Source organism: Flavobacterium sp. 11, assembly GCF_002754315.1.
In the GTDB taxonomy this organism is placed as follows: domain Bacteria; phylum Bacteroidota; class Bacteroidia; order Flavobacteriales; family Flavobacteriaceae; genus Flavobacterium; species Flavobacterium algoritolerans.
Map to the genome: position 1 here is coordinate 120756 of NZ_PEFE01000001.1, position 18312 is coordinate 139067.

Consider the following 18312-nt stretch of genomic DNA (forward strand, 5'->3'; position numbering starts at 1 on the left):
ATTTATTTAGGCTCTCTAATCAGTAAACTCCACCAACCCACTGTTCTTCCAATAGCTTCTGTAAAGGCTTCCTTCCGTTTAGATGTCGTAAATATATTGCTAAATCGAATCAATGTCAAAAGTATCGTAATGGAATGCCATTTTATTTTTGCATCAAAAAACGGTTTAGGATTTTTAGTGCGCCAAACATACCAGCCGTTTCGAACGACCATTTTTCCATACTGATATTGGTTAGGTCTTCCGGATACCGCGTGATAATGATATAATTTTGCATTAGTATTTAGATACAATTTCCCTATTTGGGCTGCTCGTATTGAAAAATCAGTATCTTCATACAAACCATAACCTTCAAAATAAGTTGAAAATTGAATCCTATCAAATAGTGTTTTTTTAAATGAAGAAACACCTCCCATCAACTGCTCTGACTCATATATTTTACCACTAGGAGGTAGAAAACTAACACTTCGCCCATGCGAAAACAACGGAGAAAAACCGGGAGAACAATCACTATCCAGTCCTAACTTTTTTCTTAGAACAAATCGGCTACTGTCTTTTCGCTTCCATCCATCAAAAAAAAACTCATTATTATTAGACTGGTAATCATAACCTACAAAATCATATTGAGTATCATCGATTATAAAACCTCCGACACCTAAAGCTTCTGGATATTCTTGATAAGTGCACAACAATTGCTCAAAATAATCCTTTTTTAAAATGACATCATCGTCCAAAAAACAAACTACATCAGTACCATTAGACGTCCTATCAATACCAAAATTTCGTTGTTTAGTTAGACCTCTAAAATTTTGTGAAACTAAAAAGTAGCGCAGATTTTCAAACTGATTTTCCTGCAACAGCTGTTCGGTTTCCCGGTTTGTTGATCCGTCAACAATTATAATTTCATCCGGATGTAATGTCTGTCGATGCACCGACTGTAAAAGTTGCAATACCGATTGAGGGCGCATATAAGTACAAATAATTAGAGAACACCTCATGCTTCTTTTTTTAATTTATTAGCCCACAAAATGCTTTGCTTCCATTGTTTTTGAAACTGGTCATAATAGTGGAACGGATTTTTAATTTTCTGATGTTGATAGTACTTGAAGAACAAAATGGTTTTATAACCCAATCGCTGTTCAACTGTAGTATGCAAAATTTTATACAACATGATTGTGGGGGAAGGTTTGGGTTGAATAGCATCATTTTGCCATTGTAAAACAGGCTTTGTTCTAAAACCGCCAACAGGAGCTTTTAAATGCAATATTTCCGGCGCCGGTAGATACAAAACATCCGCGCCAGTATTTCGCAATTGCATCCCAAAATCACCATCCTCTCCGTAACCAAATTCATATCCCATTAAAAATCGAATGTTTTTTATGCTGCTTGATTTAGCAAAACTACAGCCTGAACCAAAACTACCCCATTGAAAAACAGAATTGTAAATTATTTTCTGCCCTTCTTGTAAACAGTTAATAGAAACTACTTCTGTACCAAATTTATTAATCTCACTTATGACCTTTTGAATAAAATCAGATGGAATTCGAACATCATCGTCTGCAAAGAAAACCCATTCATTTATTAGGTGTTGCAAAGCCAGATTTCTGGCATTACAAGCACCAGATTGATGTATAAAAAAATGCTTAATCTCAAAAGGCCATACTTCAGTATGAATATAGTCCAATTCAGAAAAACTATTTTTATCTTGATTTTGCTCTACAATTATGATACAATTTGGTAAATATGTTTGTTTGGTTAAATCTTTTAATACATCATATAAATAGTTGCTTCTTCCAATGGTTGGAATAATGACATCAATAGTTCCTAAAGCAATAACCGCTCTTGAGGACTGAACAATAATCCCATCTAAGTTTATTGTATTGGTATTTCTATTCTTATAAAAAAGAGAAATAATCATTGGAAACACAGGAAATTTTCTTTCGTACAACAGAAAGTTTAACAGCAATAAAAACACCCATCGTGTTTTATAGTGCTGTTTTACAAAACGAAAAAGAATAAACGTATTCTTTTTAGCGGGGTTGACAGTCGCGGGATGTTCTTTTAAAAGGTTAGGTTCTGAATAACACAACAACCCTTTTGGCATGGATAGTTTTGCTAAAGAACACAAAAAATAGTCAAAATTTTTCTCGCAGGGAATTTCATTTTTTAAAGCTAAAAAAACAGCCGAATGAATGCCTCCAACCCAACTGCTCATTTGCCATGTTGGAAAAGTTACAGTACTATTTACCCTCACAAAAGGAGATTCATCTATGTAACCAACATTGGTATCTAAATAAGAATTGCAAAAAGGATTATAGGAAAACAAAAGTTTTTTATGATGGAATAATTTTTCAATTTCAGAAATATTCAATTGCTCTTTTAGACTCAAATGACACCAAACTAAAATCTCATCTGGAAAGTCATTTGCCAATAAAGCCATAAACTTGGCTATGGGTAAATGGCCATTCTTCTCAATTTCAAAAGAATCAGCATTCCTTAGCGCGACAACTTTAGTTTCATTATGATAAATAATTATCATAGCACTAATTTTTTAAGGAAGGCCCTGCAAACGTTATGATTTCATTTTTTCGGAATCGGACCGTTTGATAAGGATAATTCATTTTTTCGAAAAAGGCCTCCACTTTAATATAAGTAGCTGCTCCATCAACGATATGATAAGATGCTATGGCAAAATTAGGCTTTAGATTTCGTATCGTTTCTTCACAACCGGCCAGAGCTTCTATTTCGGCCCCTTCAATATCCATTTTTATGAAATCTAATTTCTTAATGTTATTATTTCCAACCCAATCATCAATTCGTACGGCTTCTTTTTTAACACATTTATCACTATCTGGAATCCAAATGGCAGAAGACCCTACGGTACCTGCTTCATAAAAATCAATCCACTTATTTTCATCCCAAAGCAACAAATTTTCGATTTTAATATTCCCCGGAAGATCATTGTTTAAACCTATATTACAGTCAATCCTCTCAACATTATAAATGTCTGGTTCAAAAGCATAAACAACCCCTCCTTTACCGATCAACTTAGAAAATAAAATCGACAAATGCCCACAATTGGCTCCGGCATCAAGAACAACATCATTTTCTTTAACTTTATAAAAATGCTGGTAATAATTAAAATCTGGTGCTATATAATATAAAGCTTCATGGGTTACCATCGCTAAATCCTGAAAAGTAGTCTTATAAGCAACCGAAGTGCCGGCTCCTTGTACTAATTCATAAAAAGTATCTTTCGGTTTATTGATGCTGTAATAACCCAATTTGATTTTCTCTTTTATACCCCCATTAGGAAAAATGGCACTAATAATTTTTTTTATCTTTTTCTTCATTTTGATGCGATAACATTTTTATAAAACAACAAACTCTGTTTGGCAACGATTGATATACTAAATGTCTCTTCTACTTTTTTACGGGCTTGTATCCCAAATTCACTTTGCAAATTTAGATTTTCAAGCAAGGCAATAATTTTATTCGCATATGCCTTATGATGTGTCGGATGTTCCAAAAAACCATTAATTCCATCATCAAGAACCTCTCTTGCCCAACCAATAGTAGAGGCTACAATAGGTTTTTGAAGGGCCATCGCTTCAAGCCATGAAACAGGTAAAGCTTCTGCAAATGTAGGAAACACACAAACACTTGCTTGTTCTATTTCCTTTTTTATTTGACTATAAGGAACACTTCCTAAATAGGTTACATTAGGAATGGCTTCTAATGAAAATAGTTTTTGCATCATCTGCCAAGTTGATGGAGCTCCAGAAATAACATCTGAGGCATCCCTCCCAACCAATACTAATTTTGCATTTGGATTTTTTTTAATCACTTCGTTAAAAATCAAAGGCAATTCTAACAATCCTTTTTTTCGAATTAAGGTTCCAAAATAAAGAACAATAGGCAAAAGAGTCGTTTTTTGATGTTCAAATTCAAAAGTAGTACAATTAACACTATTTGGAATAATGGTAAATTTCTTATTGAAGCCAAATACTTGATTAGTCAAATCGGCTGTAAACTGACTCACAGAGAGCAAACCATCCGCTTGCAGTAAAGCGCGTCTTTCATGAAATTTATTATTCCATTTTACGGGTCGTTGGTCCAAATGACAGAAATAAGTATCCGAACCGTTCAATCGAATGACTATAGGGCATTTTTTAGGACTTATAAAAGAGGTTATTCCAGTCCAATCTGGTGCTTCTACGACATCAATTTCTTTGTTCTCATACAAACCATCAATTATTTTCTGAAGTTTTTTTCGAGTGAGGTACCACGACAATCCTTTCAACTTAACATTTCGTATTTGCTGAACTACGATACCATTATCCTCAAAAATACTCTCTTCTTTTTGGCCGTAAACCAAAACCCGAACGGAACAACCTTCCGCCAGAAGACCGATAGCTAAATTCCTGATACTGGTACCAATCCCTCCGGAGCTCCCGGTCTTTAAATGTGGATATTCGGGAGTCAGGAAAGCTATTTTCATAAATTATTTTTAATGATTGTTATTTTTCCAGAAATAATGCGCTACTAAAATTTTCGTCTAAAGTAATACAACTGATTTATTTAGTAAAAAAATCACTGATAATGATACTGGTAAATTTCTTGGCACCAGCATCATTCAGATGGCCGCAAGAAGAAAAGTATGTATCACCCTGCACTACACCTTCATAATTATGAATTTCAGGATACATTTTAATGACTTTTTCAAAATAATCCATACCTATTACAGTACTGCACATTGGGGTTGTAACCACAATCAGATTAATCCGGTTAGTTTTACAAATTTGCTTAATTTCTTCGTAATACTTGTTATGTAAAGGCTTTAAATTAGCGATATTATTTTTCATATTGCCTTTTTTATTTCCTAATGGATAATAACCTAAATGATCCAAACTATTTGTGGTTGCTGCTATAGCGGTTTTATACGCCTCTCGAAACCCAATACGGGCATCAAATACAACATAGCGGTAAAAAGGAATATAATACAAGGCTCTAAAATCGTTCTCTTTCGAAAAATGATCGCGAATGGTTTTGGATTGATGGATATAAGGTAAAAATCGCGCTGAAACGCCTTCCGCTCTTTCTTCATTAGATAAATTCAAGTCAGCCTCCAGCAGAACAGTCTTTATTTTATAATTCCGCTCCACCATCAACTTCAGTAACAAAGAAGCTTCAAACAAATGCCCTCCGCTCATCCCGTAATTGAAGGTTTTCAAACCTTTTTGTTCAAACAAAGGGGCTACAAAATGATTATTAGCACGGGAGGAACCCAAAATAATGACATCATAATCCTTATTTTCAGAAGCATAGACCTGCTCTACTTTACTTCTTTTCGAAGAATGGGAATAAATATTGGTATATATAAAATCTAAAATTATCAACAATAAGACTGTTAATAGAAGTATTCTGATTGTAAAAATTAAAAAATTTTTCATGCTTTGTTTATGTTCTTATGCTAATCATTTTTTAGGTCTAACATACTGTCGAAACCATATTCTCTAAAATTGAAAATAGATAAATTCTTTATAATCTGAATACGTGCCCAAAGCGATAATAGCAAATAGACATAGCGCTAATTTTACCATACTATACTTGCCCGAAATAGGCTCTATTTGCGTGCGACTATTCCATTCTGTTATAACAAAAGCGAAAACCAAAAGCAGAATTTCATAATTATAGCGTTCGTTTTCTAAGTATTGTGATGCAAAATTTCGATTGGTAACAATACGTCCAATATAATCAACAGCAACTTCAATTGATTTTGCCCTAAAGAAAATCCACGCCAAACAGGTTAATGCAAACGTACTGATGATACTAAAAAAAACTTTAAAGGAAGCAAAATCCCAATTTAAAGTTACCGTTTCCATATTGGATCGGTTCTTATTTAAAAGCAATAAAGGTAAAAAATACAGCGCATTAATAAATCCCCAAGCTATAAAAGTCCAATTGGCTCCATGCCAAAACCCACTCACTAGAAAAATAATAAAAGTATTCCGAACTTTCATGGTCATTCCACCACTGCTACCCCCAAAGGAATGTATAAATAGTCTCGAAACCAAGAGGAAAGGGAAATATGCCAACGACGCCAGAACTCGGCTATATCGCGAGAAAAATACGGATAATTAAAATTGCGCAACAAATCAATACCAAACAATTTAGACATACCAAGAGCCATATCCGAATAACCTGAAAAATCACCATAAATCTGAAATGCAAAATAAACCGCACCCAATAATAATGACAGAGAATTCATCGATTCATAATTATCAAAAATCGCATTCGCATAGATAGCGCAGGTATCCGCAATGACAACTTTTTTAACCAAGCCCCAGATAAATTGGTAAATCCCTTCTTTGGCTTTCTCAAAATCAAAGCTGCGTTTTACTTTAACTTGTGGCAATAAATGTGTCGCTCTTTCAATAGGACCTGCTACCAATAAAGGAAAATAACTGACAAACAAAGAATAATCCACAAAGTTATATTCTGCCTTAATTCTTTTTAAATAAATATCAATTACATACGACAAACCATGAAAAGTATAAAAAGAAATCCCTACTGGAAGTACTACATCCAGCAAAAGCGGACTGGTTTGTAAGCCAACACCATTCAACATTTCAGAGAAAGAACTGGCAAAAAAATTATAATATTTAAAGACGCCTAAAAAGCCCAGATTGATACTGATGCTCAACCAAAACCATATTTTACGACCAGTTTCAGTCTTAGCTTTTTCGATTCGAATACCGGTGTAATAGTCCAAAAAAGTAGAGAAAACCAATAAGAACAAAAAACGCCAATCCCAGCAGGAATAGAAATAATAACTCGCTATAATTAAGACTGCGTTTTGGGTACTTTTATTTTTGTTAAAAACAAACCAATACAGTAAGAATACGATAGGTAGAAAAAGAGCAAAGGAGAACGAATTAAAAAACATAGACTAGTGTAACTAATTGATGATGCAAAATTAAAATTTATTATTAAATAACAATGCTAAATGATTTTCAACCATGTGATCCAATGAAAAATGATTTTCGATAACAGCCCTGGTATTCAATTCAATTTTTTTTTTTCCTAAATACACTTGTTCTAGGAGTGTGGTCAAGGCATTAACATCCTTCGCCTTGAAAATATATCCATTTTCACTATCCAATACAGCTTCTTCATTTCCGCCAACATCAGTCGTTATAACAGGTACATTAGCAGCTAAACTTTCGAGTATAGACAAACTAAAACATTCCATGTGGGTAGGTTGCAACATATAATCATACTGACAATAAAGAGCATTTAAATTGGGCTGACTACCCATAAATCTAAAATTAGAATCTAATTTATGTTGGTGCACACTTTTAATTAAAAAATCTTTAAGGGGCCCATCGCCAAACAAATCGATCCGGATTCCTGATAAAATCGGGGAAGGCAATTTGGAAACAGCAACTATCAAATCTTGAATACCTTTAGATTCCCGTAAATGAGAAACAACTAAAAAATTGGGATGAATAACGTTCCTTTGAGTTCTTACTTTAATATCTTTAATAACAACTCCATTATAAATAGTCCTTGTTTTAGATCGCACCTGAGTTCCAAAATCACTTATAATTTCTTTCACTGTATAATTTGACACTCCAATAAACTGATCAATATATTTAGAAAACAAAAAACCTTTGATTTTCTTTTCCATTTTCTTCTTAAAAGGATAACCATCTATCGGACGCGGATTGTGATCAATGGCAACTACTTTAGCTTTACTGACTTGTTTTATTTTTTTAAAAAAAGGAGTACACAATTCTATAAAATGCGTAATAATAAAAGAATATGTGGTTTGGTTTTGAATACAAAAATCAAGAAAATAATTTTCTACGTTTTGATAGTTACTATTAAAAATAGTGAGCTTAGAATAGTCTCCGTGTTGGGATTGATTAGGAAAAAACCAATCAACCTGAATCCCTTTTTTTTTACATTTTGCATCAAACATCCAGAAAAAATAATCCATTCCGCCTACTCTTTCGGGTAGCAGTTCATAATTACAGATAAGGGCTATTTTTATTGGATTCATGTCCATTCGAATAAGGTAGCTACAATTCTTTTACTGGTACCCTCAAGAGGTTTACTTACCTGAAGTTGCATTAATTTTTCTCTGTTTAATTGATCCGTTTCCGGATACAAATAGTACAAATTAATAGCATCAATAAGTGCTTGTTCATTTTTTGCAATTCTCGTCGCACCACTCTTTACTACATTCATAATATGTGCATAATACAAAAAACGTTGATCATCATACAAACCGTTCTGACGATTCCCAAAAACAGGATTAATAACGGGTTTATCAAACTGCATGAAATCCAAACTCATCGTAGACAACATATTGATATTAATATCTGCAAATTCCAATAAACTCCTCAAATCCTTAATGTCAGCTATTGTTGGAATACGCTGAGACCAAGCTTCCTGATGATTCTCTCTGCTTTGGATCCACTTAGGATAATTCCATTTTATGAAGGGATATTTCTCGACTATGCTTTTAAAACGAATAGGGTCTTCTGCAGGAGAAGTACGAACTATCAGGTTAACATCTGGAATCTTTTTTTCTAGTACAGCCTTGCATATCGTTTCAATATACAATTCATCATTTTTACTGGTAGCAATATCACCACAACTAAAGCAAACTGTTTTCTTACGAATATCTAAATTAAATGCAGCATAAAATCGCTCTTTGTCAGAAGCATATCGATCTAAAACATAAGGTTCAAATTGCGGAGTACCAACCACTACGACATTTTCAGCCTGTACTGCCGAATAAAATTGCAACAGCTCTTTTTTCATTAATTCACTCCAAACTAAATAATAGTCAAAATCACCAGCCATTCTTCCTTTGGAAGCCAAATTATCCCAACTAAAAATAAAAGAACCGGTCTTGATTTGCAATTGGGCAGCTGCATAAATAAGAGGAGCTATGAAAGGAGGACGTTGATGAGTGAAAAACAAATTAGAAACACCGTGTTCTTGTAGAAGGTCCGTATATTTTTTTGTTATCTCATGAGAACTAAATGTCTTTTGCTGATAGTGATTATACCTTTGTATCCATTTTTCAGAATGAATGATTCTTGACCAAACATGGATAAAACGTGTCGCAAATCCTCTTGGATTTCTTGCTTTGGTTTTTGAGGCTTTTAAATTATCGTTTATCCCAAAATTTCCTTTAGTATGCATTTGCAAATGGGAAACCTCTTTGGCTTTTCGAAAAAACCAAGTAAAAAAATGTTCATTAAAAACCTCTAGTTCTACAATAGTACAATTCAAATCTAAAGAGTCATAAACGTTTTTTGGCAAACAGGAAAAAAGAACAACAGAATCAAATTGTAGCTTTGCTTCAGTCATAAAATCGCTTAATATAAAATTGCGATAGCCTACACCGTCAGTAATAACTATTCCTATTTTTTTCATTATATATCCTGCTAAATCAGCTATTATTCTTCAATTATCTATTTTTATTTGCCTTTAATTCAATCTATTTTTGAATCATCCAATATAAACTAATACACTGCCAAAGATGAAAACTCGAATTTTGGTTCCCCTCAAAATAAAGATCCAACTCCGTTCGCAATTCCTTTAAATCAAACCAAGCAGAAAACGAAGAGGTTTTGATTGTAGCAAAACAATGCGTAACCCACTCTTTTAAATCTTCTGCTAACCATTCTCTTTGTGGAGTTTGCAAAGGGCGTTTGGGTGCAAAAACCAAGTTATTATCCAAATATTCGGAAGCTATTTCTCGCAACATAAATTTAGTGATACCACTTTTTATTTTAAAGTCTAATGGTAACGAAAAGGCAAACTCCACCAATCTATAATCCAAAAAAGGTTCTCGCAATTCTGTAGAATATAGCATTGAAATTCGATCATTAAACCGCAAGGCTCGTGGGATTTTTGTGTAGAACAAATCTCGGTATTGTTTATTTAAAATCACATCCTCAAAAGGTTTTGGATAAACTGGTTTTTGTGCTTTATTCAAAAAAGAATTGGTAAGTATATTCGTTTTGAATGGTGAATCCGTAACCCCTTGAATGATTATATCATTTTCTTGGGTATAATAATCATAACCCGCCCATTGCTCGTCCATACCTTGACCATCGAGCAGAACTAATACCTTATCTTTTCGGGCTTGTTCGAAAATTTTAGCGTATGCCAAAGTAGGAATTCCTCCATAAGGCTCATCTTGTTGCCACGCCATTTTTTCAGATAAATAAGGAACCTCATCGGCTTGAAGAAGCACTGTAGTCAACGGGTTATTAGTTTTGGCTATCATTTGTTCCACCCAAGGTAATTCGTCATAATCTGGATTATCAGAATAGAAAGTATAGGCATTGATTCTTGATTGCTGAGTAACAGTTGCCGATTTTCGGCTTTTTATAGTAGCATTGATATTGCCACTACCTTCCTTTTGTAAATTGACTAAGGCTAACAATACAGAACTATCTAATCCACCACTAATAGTAAATCCGACTGGGACATCTGCCCGAAAACGCAAATTAATGCTGTCTTTTAAAAGAGCAACATAGTGTGCTTTGGCTTGCTCGAAAGTTAAGTTTTGGGGTTGTTTCGCAACCTCTTCTTCAAAGGAATACCATTTTTTTATATGTAACTCTTGATTTTCGTATTCTAAAAAATGCCCGCCAGACAATTGTGAAATACCTTCCCAAAAAGTTTCCTCGGGATTGCCATAGGAACCATAGGCAAAATAAGAAGCCCATACTTTCTCATTGGGGATTTTTGAAATTCCAGCCGCATGAAGGCCTTTTATTTCAGAGGAAAAATAAAGAGAATTATCTTTTAAAGAATAAAAAAAAGGTTTCACGCCAAATCGATCTCTGGCCGCAAATAGTTTTTTTTCTTGAGCATCCCAAATCGCAAAAGCAAACATGCCATTGCATTTTTGCAAACAGGCTGCACCATAAACAAGATAAGCCGCTAATAAAACCTCGGTATCCGATTCCGTTTTAAAAGCATACTGCCCTTGTAGTTCGGCTTTCAGTTCTATATAATTATAAATTTCTCCATTAAAAACCAAACTATACCGCCCTGAAGAATCTAAAAAAGGTTGGTTGGACTGAGGAGACAAATCAATAATGGCCAAGCGGTTGTGCCCTAAAGCTGCAAAACCTTCATCAAAAAAACGTCCCGTACTATCTGGACCACGATGATACTGACTAGCCAACATCGCATCCAATTGAAGACTTTTGTAATCGCCTATTATCCCTGCAATACCACACATTATTTTTGTTGTTTTTTAATCATTTCCTCCGCTTTATCCCAATCCGCCAACGTATCGATATTAACATACAATTCGGGGTCCGATTCAATAAAAGCAGTCGATTTTCCATACAAAGAACGGTCTCTTAAAAGCACTTCCGTTGTAGTAATATAAATACTGCCATCCCTATGATAGGTAGTTGGAAGTTCCTGCCGCCTGCAGATAATCTGTTCTTCGCCTGTAGCTATTTTTAAATTCCCTCTAGAATTCACTTCAAACGTCCAATGAGGGTTGTATTCATGGGGTACCTGTTGCACCGAAACCAAAGAATCACAACCACTTGCTATAAATTTTTCAATGGCAGCATCAAGAAAAGGAACAGTCCTAAATGGACTTGTCACCTGAAGCAGACACACCGCATCAAAGAAAACATTTTGAGCTTGATACCATTCCAAAGCATGAATAATAACATCAATAGTAGGAGTTGCATCTAATGCCAATACGCTGGGTCTAATGAATGGAACTGCAACTCCCAATTCCTTGGCTACTGTTATAATTTGGGAATCATCACTCGATACTATGACCTCGGATAGATACTGTGACTTCAAAGCCACTTCTGAAGTATAGGCCAATAATGGCTTACCTGCTAGGTTTTTAATATTTTTTCCTGGTACTCCTTTCGAGCCGCCACGAGCTGGTATTAAGCCTAAAATTTGCATTAGTAGGTAATCGTTTTATGAAACTGCAACGGTAATTGCAATAATAAATCAGCAATATACACCCCTGCATTCCCGTTTCCATAAATAGGAGACGAAAGGGACTTCCCTTTTGTTATAGCAAATAAAATTGCCGCTTCAATTTTCTCCTGAGAATAATCAACATCAATACTGTTACCGCCTCTATCTCTTCTATTTTGTCGGGAACCGATATTAACAACGGGGACGCCCAAGAAAGCACATTCGCGAATCCCAACACTGGAATTCCCAATCAAACAAGAACTGTGTTGAAGCAACTGCAAGAAATCTTTTCCTTCCATATTTTTAAAAAAATGAACATTGGGTAACTGATGTTGTTCTCTAAAAGCACGAATTCCGGTAGAAGTACCGTCAGCTCCAGCATCAACATTAGGCCAAAACCATAACGTAGGTTTGTTTAGGGAATGAATCGCTTCAAGTGTGGCCTCAATATGCTTACGGGAGTCTTGATATTCTGTGGTAACTGGATGCTGCATGACAACTAAATACCCTTCAGACAAATCTGGTTTTGCACCCACGCCACCATACTTCTCATAAGGATCAAAAGGAAGCGAGGTACTTTGCAATACGGTTGTTGCTAAATCAATAGAGGGACATCCTGTATTGAAAACTACAGTAGGCTCTTCTCCTAATTTAATGACACGTTCTTTTGCATTTTCAGAGGCTACAAAATGATAATCCGCTAATTTGGTTATAGCATGGCGCACTTTTTCATCAATATTTCCAGTCACTTCACCTCCTTGGATGTGTGCTAATGGAATGTTCATATAAGACGCTGCAATAGCAGTGGCCATGGTTTCAAATCGATCGGCAACAGTGACTACTATGTCTGGTTTTAGATTATCAAATACAGTGGATAATTCCAAAATACCTATCCCGGTTGTTTTGGCAGCAGCAGTCAAATTCTCTCCTTCTAACACATTAAATACTTTGGCAGCGATGGTAAAACCATCTTTTTCAATATAATTCACTGCAGAACCGTAGCGATCTAACAAGGCTGAAGCGGCAACGACTAATTGTAATTCCAAATCTGGATGATTTTGAATCGCCGACAAAACTGTTTTTACGCGACTATAAGAAGGACGCGCCGTTATTACTACAACTATTTTTCTTTTTGGCATTTTAAGTATATTATTCTTAGGTTTAAAAGTAGACAAAAAAGCGGACAGGTAAAAACGTTATTTTTTGACCTAACGTCAGTTTGAAGTCTATTTTTTTACAAAAAAAGCAATATAAAATAACATTTTATGTTTTTATTCAATTATAAATCAAATTGCTGCTATTTACTAGGTTCTACAGTCCTTAACTTCCGCTGAAGAATACGTAAAAAGGAAAGCTGTTTGAGCGCAGCGAAATCAAAGATTTGTGAATACAAATTAAAATAGTAACGCATGAACAGTTCTTTTCTTTTAGACTCGAGCCGAAGGCGAACAGAGCAAAGCTAATTCGAAAACTAATTTGACCGACGAGGGAGTAAAGACTTGAAATCGAAGATTCATGAATACAAAAAAAAAAATAACCCATGAATATTTTTTTGTTTCTTTTTTGATCAAGACAAATCGAAGATTCAGCGAGCACCACTTACAATAAAATTAAGTGAGCTAAAAAAGAAAATTAGTAAATCATAATTTTTTACATTGAAAAAAACGTTAATGGTTGCTATTTTTAAACCTAAACAAAAATTATACTTTCAAAACTAAGTGACTTGCTTTAAAAACCTTTATTTAAACAAGTCCCCCTCATTCAAAAAATCCCATTGATTCAAATCCCTATTCAAAACCTTCCCAATTAATTCTTGAAATCGCAGAGCGTCAACCCCAAACCCTTTTGGTTTTTTAGCTTCTAAGTCATCAAAAGTAATAACATGATTTTTAGGTAATTTTTTATTGACTGCCAATGATTTTTCAAAAATTTGTTTGAGTTCCGAAAAATTAGCATTGTTGTTTTTATCAATAGGATGCGACAAAGCGGCACTTATATCTCGAACAGCAAGAACCAAATCCCTGGTTTCTGAAATGGTCAAGGAAGATTTGGAGTCCGGCCCAAAAAGCTGCCGATCAAAAACCACATGAAATTCCAAGATACTGGCTCCCAAAGCGGTAGCAGCAACACAAGTTGCTATTTTGGCGGAATGATCCGAGAAACCTACTGAAACTCCATAGCGTTCTTTCAATTCTTGAATGACATTCAAACCATATTGTTCGGGTTGTGTAGGATAAGAGGTAGTACATTGCAGAATAGAAAAGCTGACGTTTCTTTCTTTTAGAAAAGATACAGCATTGTCCAATTCTTCATAAGAACTCATTCCCGAAGACAAAATTACGGACTTCCCCGTTTGGGCAATTTTTTCCAGTAGCAAGAAATTATTGACTTCCCCCGAACCTATTTTGTATTGTTCCACACCCATTTCTTCCAGCCAATCGACCGCCAAATTACTGAAGGGCGAACAAATAAAATCAAGTCCCAAACCCTCGCAATGTTGTTTGATACCCTTCCATTGTTCGAGTGTAAAACCCATTCGTTTCCAATAATCAAATCGGGTTTCGTCCTCCAACGAGAATTGAACCCTGAAAGGTTCGTACTCACTGCTTTCGGCTTCGGCGATATGCATTTGAAACTTAACAGCATCAACACCAGTTTGCGCAATGGCATCGATATAAGAATATAATATTCCTAAACTGCCTTCATGAGCCTGGCCAATTTCGGCAATGATATAAGGGGATGATTTCGTTGATGACATAATTCGATTTAGTTCTTTATCCTATCAAAAATAGCTATTATTTCTGGTTTCCAATAGAATAAGCTAAAGGTTCTAAAATAAATAATTCGATAAAAAAAATGAAAATAAAAATTAAATAATTAAACTTCTTATTTTTCAGGCTTGATCTATGGTTAAGAATTATTATAAAATCAAACGTAAATTTTTAAAACTTCAAACTCTTTAAATTTCTAATTTTTTTTATTAATGATTGTTCAACTGGATTTCTATATTTCAATACTCTAGGCAAATACAATGTTACTTCTGGAATAGTCTTAAAATATATTTTAAAACATTGAATATCCGTTAAAGCGTATTTTCTAAAGTTATGCCAGTACAACTTCATAATTCTACCTAATGGAAAGGGATAATAGACTAAAAAATAGTAGGTGGTGTTTTTCAATTGATTTCCAAATCTAAAATAATTTTGCCCAGCATTTTTTCGGGCTTCTTTATCAACCCGATGATTTACTTTGATTGTATTGGAATACAATATGTCAAACCCATTAGCCATAACTTCAATGGCAACACAAGATTCTTCTCCATAAATATCGATCCAAACCGGAAAACCATTCGTAGCTTCATATGCCTTTTTCCGAATGGCAAAACCACAACCAATAAAATCATTAGTATAATATTCCACTTCTGGAGATTCAGATTGAGACAGTGCATCCACATTTGAAGTATAAATCCCTTTTATTTCTTGAAAAGCTATGATGCCAACATCAGAATATTTATTAAAAAGTGTGATGGTTTTATCTATAAAATCAGTATTTAAAGGATGTGCATCATCATCAAGACCAATCAAGAATTGGCCTTGTGCTTTGGGATACAAACGATGTCTGGCAGCCGAAGCACCAATATTTTTCTCGGAGGAATACCACCTCACCCAATTCATTTTATCCTTTAAAACGAAAGAATCATCCGTACAGCCATCCAAAAAAACCAATACTTCGTGAATGGAGAAATCAATTATTTTTTTAAGAATCGTTAGTGTAAACTCTAATTCTGTTTTTCTATTTTTGGAAACTATCAGTACTGATGCTTTCATGAAAATTTCATTTAATAAAAAGATTATTTACTATTATTCGATTCTGATAATATTTTATCCAAACTCTCCTTAAATTTTTTATCACTAAAATAATCCCCAAACGGATATACAAACTCATTCGAACTTAATCTATTAATAATAAGATTTTCTAATTTTCGTTTAATTTCTTCCTTATCATTAGAACTTGCAATATATTGATAGTCTGTTATTATCCTTCTCATTTCACTCCTTTCTGGCGAAATAGAAAGTATTGGTTTTTTTAATGCTGCTAAAAAAGGTGCTTTACCAACTAATATATTACAAAAAAGCGGGCCGTTTTCTAAAATTATTAAAATATCAGCTTCATACTTTTGTTCATAACAGGAATTAGAAAAATTTAAGGTGTCTAATACAACAATGTTCTTGCTCTTTGAAAATTTTTCTACCAACCTCTTATTTTCCATTCCTTTTAAACGCAAAACAAATTCTGTATTTTCTTTATATAAAATATTATCATTTACTAATTCTTGATAAGCATCCAGTAGATTATCAACATTCCTTCCAAACATTATTGCGCCATGATATGAAATAGTCACTTTATTATTCTTTTTTAAAACAGTTGAAGTATCCGATAAATCAAAAACACTTTCGCTATATTGATGTGGAAGCGTGTAGATTTTTTTTCTTGAACCATATAAATATTGCATGTCTTCTGACAGAAAATTGGCAGAGCTCACACAAGATTTAGCCTGTGTGATAACTTTGTACATATTTTTTAATTTAAAAAGTTCCAATCCCGTTAATGTACATTTTGAACCCGCATACCAAAAAAGAGGATAAGGGTCGTGAAAATTAACAATTGCTTTTTTAAGTATGGGTAAATCTTTAGCTCCTAAAATCGTTTCATGATCTATTCCTGCACTTCTGATAAAAATATGATCATATTTTTGATGATCTACTTTTGCTATATAGGAACCATATACTTTATGAATATGACTCACTGCTAATGAAACATTAAATAACCTCCAAAATACTTTATTAGCCCATTTTGTAAAAAGGGGTATTTTGAGATTTAAAACATGTGTTTCAATAGAATTAATAGGTAATAAATGGAGTTGATCGTCACTGTAATTATGTTTAAGATACAAAACATCAATGATTGAATCAGGATAATTAATTCTTAATTTAGATAAAAAAGATCGTGAAACAATACCTTCGCTTGTTCCTGAAACCCTTAAATCTTGGACAATTATTAAAAATTTCATTGGTTTTTGTATATTTTTTTAAATTTATTATAAATTGGCAATTTTGATAACCTCAAAACATATGAAAACGAGCATTATTTTTTTGTACATTCCATTTTTTAATAATAAATTATAATATATATAATTATTATTTTTCAATCCTTATTATTAATCCCTTTGTTCTTAAAACATAATTACATTTATTTAAAAATTGACATTATTATTCACAAGTTTTTTAAATTTCATATTGACTTAATTTTGAATCTTTTCATGGTATGATATAGCTTTAACCTTAAAGGCAATGCTGTGTAGAAAAATTGCCATTTAAATCTTTCAAATTTAGGTAATTCAAGCACTCCTAAAATTTTTTCATATAAATTAAACTCTTTAAAATCTAATGAAAATGCTATAAAATAACGTTTTAAAGAGTAGGAAAGCAGTTGTTTTTCCTTCAGATTTTTCACTACCAATAAAATAGCTTCTGCATAAGATTTCCTCGTGACTTTTTCACGACAATTAAACGCTCCTGTTAATGAATTAGAATGTTTCCGTCCATAAAACAAACATTTATCTATTGAAATTCCTCTCAAACCCGATGATACAATTCGTGAATATAGCTCCCATTCTTCGGCATACATTAATTGTTCCGCAAACCTATTATTTTTAAAACATTCTTTTTTCCACATTACGGAAGTACAGATAAATTGCAGCTCATTTTTAAGTATTTTTTCAATATCATTTTGATCTATGTAAAAAGAAGTATATGTTTTTGAATAATCAAAATTATAGTCAAAATCATCAAAAAAAACATTACGCATATACCTGCAAAATGAAATATCATTTCCAGATAATTCATGCACACACAATTCTAAATTTTGAGGATGCGGTATATCATCATCATCAAAAAATATAATATAATCTCCCTTAGCTAAATCCAATCCCATATTACGACATCCTGGCCCTTTTAAATAAGAATCAGTACGTTTAAAATAATGAAATCTAAAGTCTTTTTCCAGAATTGGAGTAATAACTTCTTTTGTATTATCTGTTCCGCCGTCATCGATGATTAGACATTCCCAATCTTCAAAAGTTTGAATTTGTATGGATTGCAATGTTTCTAAAATAAAATGTGCTCTATTGTAGGTCGCCATAATAATTGTCACTTTTGGAAAAATCATATTTTGAAAGATTTAATTCTATTTATATATAGATTATCATTATTTTAGGAATATTGAATTTGCATAGCTGCTATGGGAGTTTGAAACAAA

At 33.5% G+C, this 18312-nt stretch carries 14 protein-coding genes and 1 pseudogene; all 15 read right to left on the reverse strand.

Annotated features, from left to right (window positions below; genetic code table 11):
* Positions 1–2: 2 nt before the first annotated feature.
* Positions 3–995 (reverse strand): glycosyltransferase family 2 protein, encoded by a 993-nt coding sequence (locus CLV00_RS00530; RefSeq protein WP_099713354.1) that lies wholly within the window; start codon positions 993–995, stop codon positions 3–5.
* Complete coding sequence (locus CLV00_RS00535; RefSeq protein ID WP_099713355.1) at positions 992–2536, reverse strand: glycosyltransferase family 2 protein; 1545 nt, start codon at positions 2534–2536, stop codon at positions 992–994. Before CLV00_RS00535 ends, CLV00_RS00530 begins: the two co-directional genes overlap by 4 nt.
* A 4-nt stretch (positions 2537–2540) precedes the next feature.
* Positions 2541–3350, reverse strand: coding sequence for an FkbM family methyltransferase (locus CLV00_RS00540; RefSeq protein WP_233206829.1), 810 nt, complete (start codon positions 3348–3350; stop codon positions 2541–2543).
* Complete coding sequence (locus CLV00_RS00545) at positions 3347–4498, reverse strand: glycosyltransferase family 4 protein (protein WP_099713356.1); 1152 nt, start codon at positions 4496–4498, stop codon at positions 3347–3349. Before CLV00_RS00545 ends, CLV00_RS00540 begins: the two co-directional genes overlap by 4 nt.
* A 76-nt stretch (positions 4499–4574) precedes the next feature.
* Entirely contained in the window at positions 4575–5450 is an 876-nt protein-coding gene (locus CLV00_RS00550) for a hypothetical protein (protein ID WP_099713357.1), read from the reverse strand.
* A 63-nt stretch (positions 5451–5513) separates the two neighbouring features.
* Positions 5514–6946: pseudogene (locus tag CLV00_RS00555) on the reverse strand (MBOAT family protein).
* 30 nt (positions 6947–6976) lie between these two features.
* Positions 6977–8065 (reverse strand): glycosyltransferase family 4 protein, encoded by a 1089-nt coding sequence (locus tag CLV00_RS00560; RefSeq protein WP_233206830.1) that lies wholly within the window; start codon positions 8063–8065, stop codon positions 6977–6979.
* A complete protein-coding gene (locus CLV00_RS00565; protein WP_099713358.1) occupies positions 8062–9453 on the reverse strand; it encodes a hypothetical protein in 1392 nt (463 codons plus the stop codon). The genes CLV00_RS00560 and CLV00_RS00565 overlap by 4 nt, the downstream gene beginning before the upstream one ends.
* Before the next feature lie 64 nt (positions 9454–9517).
* Positions 9518–11278 carry an asparagine synthase (glutamine-hydrolyzing) gene (gene asnB, locus CLV00_RS00570; protein WP_099713359.1) on the reverse strand — a complete coding sequence of 587 codons (1761 nt, stop codon included), beginning with the start codon at positions 11276–11278 and terminating at the stop codon, positions 9518–9520.
* Complete coding sequence (locus tag CLV00_RS00575) at positions 11278–11976, reverse strand: cytidylyltransferase domain-containing protein (RefSeq protein ID WP_099713360.1); 699 nt, start codon at positions 11974–11976, stop codon at positions 11278–11280. Before CLV00_RS00575 ends, asnB begins: the two co-directional genes overlap by 1 nt.
* Positions 11976–13133 carry a UDP-N-acetylglucosamine 2-epimerase gene (neuC, locus tag CLV00_RS00580; protein ID WP_099713361.1) on the reverse strand — a complete coding sequence of 386 codons (1158 nt, stop codon included), beginning with the start codon at positions 13131–13133 and terminating at the stop codon, positions 11976–11978. The genes CLV00_RS00575 and neuC overlap by 1 nt, the downstream gene beginning before the upstream one ends.
* 599 nt (positions 13134–13732) lie before the next feature.
* Entirely contained in the window at positions 13733–14752 is a 1020-nt protein-coding gene (locus tag CLV00_RS00585; RefSeq protein WP_099713362.1) for an N-acetylneuraminate synthase family protein, read from the reverse strand.
* Between the two features lie 184 nt (positions 14753–14936).
* On the reverse strand, positions 14937–15821 hold the full coding sequence (locus tag CLV00_RS00590) for a glycosyltransferase family 2 protein (protein WP_099713363.1): 885 nt from the start codon (positions 15819–15821) through the stop codon (positions 14937–14939).
* A gap of 23 nt (positions 15822–15844) precedes the next feature.
* Positions 15845–17065 carry a hypothetical protein gene (locus CLV00_RS00595; RefSeq protein WP_099713364.1) on the reverse strand — a complete coding sequence of 407 codons (1221 nt, stop codon included), beginning with the start codon at positions 17063–17065 and terminating at the stop codon, positions 15845–15847.
* Positions 17066–17286: 221 nt separating this feature from the next.
* On the reverse strand, positions 17287–18222 hold the full coding sequence (locus CLV00_RS00600) for a glycosyltransferase family 2 protein (RefSeq protein WP_199074738.1): 936 nt from the start codon (positions 18220–18222) through the stop codon (positions 17287–17289).
* Positions 18223–18312: the final 90 nt, after the last annotated feature.

Bases quoted from the DNA above. Each gene is read 5' to 3' on its own strand.
- CLV00_RS00600 (WP_199074738.1), bottom strand. From the start codon at position 18,222: ATGATTTTTCCAAAAGTGACAATTATTATGGCGACCTACAATAGAGCA.
- CLV00_RS00560 (WP_233206830.1), bottom strand. From the start codon at position 8,065: ATGAATCCAATAAAAATAGCCCTTATCTGTAATTATGAACTGCTACCC.
- asnB (WP_099713359.1), bottom strand. From the start codon at position 11,278: ATGTGTGGTATTGCAGGGATAATAGGCGATTACAAAAGTCTTCAATTG.
- CLV00_RS00540 (WP_233206829.1), bottom strand. From the start codon at position 3,350: ATGAAGAAAAAGATAAAAAAAATTATTAGTGCCATTTTTCCTAATGGG.
- CLV00_RS00545 (WP_099713356.1), bottom strand. From the start codon at position 4,498: ATGAAAATAGCTTTCCTGACTCCCGAATATCCACATTTAAAGACCGGG.
- CLV00_RS00535 (WP_099713355.1), bottom strand. From the start codon at position 2,536: ATGATAATTATTTATCATAATGAAACTAAAGTTGTCGCGCTAAGGAAT.
- CLV00_RS00550 (WP_099713357.1), bottom strand. From the start codon at position 5,450: ATGAAAAATTTTTTAATTTTTACAATCAGAATACTTCTATTAACAGTC.
- CLV00_RS00590 (WP_099713363.1), bottom strand. From the start codon at position 15,821: ATGAAAGCATCAGTACTGATAGTTTCCAAAAATAGAAAAACAGAATTA.
- CLV00_RS00595 (WP_099713364.1), bottom strand. From the start codon at position 17,065: ATGAAATTTTTAATAATTGTCCAAGATTTAAGGGTTTCAGGAACAAGC.
- CLV00_RS00585 (WP_099713362.1), bottom strand. From the start codon at position 14,752: ATGTCATCAACGAAATCATCCCCTTATATCATTGCCGAAATTGGCCAG.
- CLV00_RS00575 (WP_099713360.1), bottom strand. From the start codon at position 11,976: ATGCAAATTTTAGGCTTAATACCAGCTCGTGGCGGCTCGAAAGGAGTA.
- neuC (WP_099713361.1), bottom strand. From the start codon at position 13,133: ATGCCAAAAAGAAAAATAGTTGTAGTAATAACGGCGCGTCCTTCTTAT.
- CLV00_RS00565 (WP_099713358.1), bottom strand. From the start codon at position 9,453: ATGAAAAAAATAGGAATAGTTATTACTGACGGTGTAGGCTATCGCAAT.
- CLV00_RS00530 (WP_099713354.1), bottom strand. From the start codon at position 995: ATGAGGTGTTCTCTAATTATTTGTACTTATATGCGCCCTCAATCGGTA.